Below are 3,946 nucleotides of genomic sequence, written 5' to 3'. Positions count from 1 at the left end.
AAAACGCCATACTTGAAAGTATAATGTAAGTAATTAGCCAACCACGGGGCTTCTTTTGCCTTTTTTTTCGTTTGGTAAATTTCTTAATATTTATACAGAAGGTGTCATTCCAGTGCTTGACACTGGAATCCAGTTCTTATTATACAGCTATCTGGTGTACTTATTTAAAATTAAGTTTTCTGGATCTCAGTGCCAAAGCACTGGGATGACACCCTTCCTGGCGGAGATTATTCTCAAATCACAATGTTCGTACAGTTGTGGAATGAATTGCGGTATGACGTAGGAAAACCTTAGCTATAGCTTTAGAACTCCCAAAAGGTCAGAAGCATTGAATGACTTGACAGAAAGTTCAAACCCATATAAAATGTCTTTATTTCTTATATGTTAGGTATAGTATCAATTGCCTCAGATCATGCTGGTTATGAATTAAAATCAGAAATAAAACCTTACCTGGAAGCCCTAGGTTACAGAGTAGTAGATCAAGGCTGCACTGCTAAGCAAAAGTGTGTAGATTACCCAAACTATGCTGTTAAAGTTGTAGAAGATATAACAAGCAAAAAAGCAAATTATGGGATATTAATTTGTGGTACAGGTTTGGGCATGAGTACTGTGGCAAATCGTTTTGAAGGAATCTACGCTGCTTTATGTAACAGTGTTGAGATTGCAAAATTAGCTCGCGAGCATGGCAACGCAAATGTACTGTGTCTTGGTGCAGGGTTTACTGCGAGTGGATTAGCAAAAGACATAGTTAAACAATTCCTCGAAACAGAATTTTCAAAAGAAAGCAGACATAAAAAACGCCTTGATAAACTCAGCAATATAACCTCTAAGAAAAAAAAAACAAAAACTTATAACGAAGATGAAATATCAAAATTCGCTAAAATGGCAGGCCAGTGGTGGGATGAGAACGGCAAATTCAAACCATTGCACATGATGAATCCTGTTAGAGTATCTTACATTATTGAGAAAATAAAAGAGTTAAAAAAATGCAATTTAAAAGAATTATCATTGCTTGATGTCGGGTGTGGTGGTGGCATTTTGTCAGAGTCAATGGCACGCGTTGGCATTAACGTTGTGGGAATAGATGTATGTGAAGAAAACATAAAAGTAGCGCATTCACATGCAAAAAAAGTAGGGTTAAATATAGAATATATACACACCAGCATTGAAGAGCTAAGCAATGACAAGAAGTACGACGTGGTTCTGTTGATGGAAGTAGTTGAACATGTGGATAATTTAGAGCTTTTCATGAAAAAAGCGATAGAACTGCTAAAACCGGAGGGGTTAATCTTTATATCCACAATAAATAGAACTATTAAATCCTTTTGTCTTGCAATAATTGGTGCAGAGTACATATTAAATTGGCTGCCAAAAGGTACACATAACTGGAATAAATTTCTCAAGCCGTCAGAAATTGCAAATCACTTAAGAGAAAATAATGTAACGCTGCAAAACATGGCTGGCATGGAGTACAACGTAATAAAGCGTGAGTGGAATCTAACTAAAGGCGTGGATGTTAATTATATACTCTGCGGTTTGTTAGATTTAACTCTATAAAAGCACCATTTTCACTTCCAATACTTTGAAGGATCTTGGCCAGCTTTTATACAGTAGCCTTTATTAGTTAGCGCCCAACCGGAAGGACAAGCATAACCTGTACCTACACGTTCATATCCAGGAGCAGCAACACACTTTCCATTCTCCAAGGTTTGACCTTTAAAAAGACAACAAACTTCTTTTTCTGTTACCTTTGTTACAATTTGAGGAGCACCAAAAAACATAGCAACAAACATACCCAGTGCGAAAAGTGCAGGCCAAGGCATTCTGCCAAATATTGCAAGTAAGCTTGAACCAATTATTACCACTGTAATCATTGGTCCACCTATTCCATGAACGTAACCTATTACATTACACATTACATCTGTTGCTCCATCAGCGTGTGCATCAAATGCATAGAAAACTATAAATAGAATTACAAGAAAATTTCTCATTGTTCTTTCAATAATCATGCCTGATTGTTTCTTATTTTAATAAAATTTCAGTAAATAGCTTTTTTCAAAAATTATGCTTAACCCAATCAATATTTATTTATTACTGCCTTTTTAATACTATAATTAACTCAGTTGATTTTTATCAAAATGCGAAACCATGGAACAATTCGAGAACTTTTACATCACCACGCCAGTATATTACGTAAATGATAAGCCGCATATTGGTCATGCATACACTTCTCTCTTGTGTGACGTGGTGGCAAGGTTCATGAAACTAGCTGGGAAAAATGTCAAATTTACCACCGGTACAGATGAACATGGACAAAAAATAGAAAAAGCAGCTAAAGCAAAGGAAATGCAGCCAAAAGAATTTACAGATGATGTGAGCGTTTCATTTAAAGAATTGGCTAAGTTCATGAATTTTGAGTATGACGATTTTATTCGCACTACGGAGGAACGTCACAAAAAAGCAGTTATAGCTTTATGGAATAGACTTGAAGAGAGAGGGCAAATATATTTGGATTCCTATTCGGGTTGGTATTCAGTTCGTGATGAAGCATTTTATCAGGAATCAGAGCTGATAGATGGCAAAGCACCAACAGGCGCAGAAGTTCAGTGGATAAAAGAAGAGAGCTACTTTTTTCGTTTGTCAAACTGGCAAGACAAATTACTGGAACTCTATAAAAATCAGCCAAGTTTTATCTTTCCTGAGAGCAGAAGAAATGAAGTGATATCGTTTGTAAGATCAGGGCTCATTGACCTCTCAATCTCTCGTACTAGTTTTAACTGGGGAATAAAAGTACCAGGTAATGACAAACACGTAATCTATGTCTGGATAGATGCATTAACCAATTATCTTACATCAATAGGTTTCCCTAGTACTGAAGGTGAGGAATATAAAAGATTTTGGGCAGAATCCAAAACGCAGATTCCAGCGTCACGCGCTGGAATGACACCAAACCAAGGGAAAACGCAGATTCCAGTGTCAAGCGCTGCAAACCTAGCTGACAACTCTTTCAACGTTCATGTAATCGGTAAAGACATATTGCGCTTTCATGCTGTATATTGGCCAGCGATTCTCCTTGCAGCAGACCTGCCACTGCCAAAACAAATTGCAGTTCATGGTTGGTGGTTGAACGAGGGAGAGAAAATATCCAAGTCCCTTGGTAATGTCATAGATCCAATTGGCCTCGCTCAAGAGTTTGGTGTTGATCAGCTACGCTATTTTCTCCTCAGGGAAGCAAGCTTCGGCCAAGATGGCAACTTTAGTAAGAAAAATATGATCAGCCGGATAAATTCAGAACTGGCAAACAACATAGGCAATTTAGTGCAAAGAACAATTTCATTTTTACACAAGCAATGTTCTGGAATTGTACCAACAATCGATCAAAGCCTACTTAAAGGTGAAGAAAGTCTTCCAGGTTGCAAAGCTATACTCGATCAAGTGATGAATCACCTATCAAAGTATGAATTTAACCATATCATACTTCTAATCATCAACATCTCTTCTGAAGCAAATGCCTACATAGACAAAAGTGCACCCTGGACACTAAGCAAAACTGACAGAGAGCGCATGAATTTAGTAATTTACAAGTTACTGGAATATATCAGGATAATAGGCATTTTATTGCAGCCAATCGTTCCCAAGTCAGCAGAGATGATACTAAATCAACTGCAAATTCCGAAAGAACAACGAGATTTAAAATCTCTGTGCAACGCATGCGTAAGCTTAGGCATTACGCTGCCTAAACCTACGCCGGTTTTTTTGAGGGTTGATGCTAAAGAGGAGAAATAGTGTAAAAACTATTTCTCCTGGATGGGATTATCTTTAGTTAACGACGGTGCACACCGCTGTCTACATATTCAAGTTAGGTGGCAAGTGCCTTAGTTATAGCATTTCTCATAATAGTCCGAACAGGTCATAGGAAGGCAGAATCAACAGCACGACGAAAGGA

Annotated in this window: 3 protein-coding genes and 1 pseudogene; 2 read left to right on the top strand and 2 right to left on the bottom strand. The window is 37.6% G+C overall.

Features of this window, described 5'->3' with window-relative positions:
- Window positions 1-96: 96 nt before the first annotated feature.
- A pseudogene (locus ACIPNH_RS06670) lies at window positions 97-186 on the bottom strand (WPE palindromic element domain-containing protein); the annotation flags it as partial.
- Between the two features lie 195 nt (window positions 187-381).
- Between ACIPNH_RS06670 and ubiG the strand changes: the two are divergent.
- Window positions 382-1,557, top strand: coding sequence for a bifunctional 2-polyprenyl-6-hydroxyphenol methylase/3-demethylubiquinol 3-O-methyltransferase UbiG (gene ubiG, locus ACIPNH_RS00835; RefSeq protein ID WP_015589098.1), 1,176 nt, complete (start codon window positions 382-384; stop codon window positions 1,555-1,557).
- Window positions 1,558-1,568: 11 nt separating this feature from the next.
- Here ubiG and ACIPNH_RS00830 read toward each other — a convergent pair whose 3' ends face one another.
- Window positions 1,569-2,009, bottom strand: coding sequence for a TrbC/VirB2 family protein (locus ACIPNH_RS00830; protein WP_400771004.1), 441 nt, complete (start codon window positions 2,007-2,009; stop codon window positions 1,569-1,571).
- A 139-nt stretch (window positions 2,010-2,148) separates the two neighbouring features.
- Between ACIPNH_RS00830 and metG the strand changes: the two genes are divergently transcribed.
- A complete protein-coding gene (gene metG, locus ACIPNH_RS00825; RefSeq protein WP_264724128.1) occupies window positions 2,149-3,786 on the top strand; it encodes a methionine--tRNA ligase in 1,638 nt (545 codons plus the stop codon).
- The last annotated feature ends 160 nt before the right edge of the window (window positions 3,787-3,946 follow it).

Source organism: Wolbachia endosymbiont of Drosophila barbarae (assembly GCF_044752445.1).
In the GTDB taxonomy this organism is placed as follows: Bacteria; Pseudomonadota; Alphaproteobacteria; order Rickettsiales; family Anaplasmataceae; genus Wolbachia; species Wolbachia pipientis.
The sequence above is the reverse complement of the archived record's forward strand: the minus strand, read 5'-3'. Positions and strand labels throughout refer to the sequence as shown.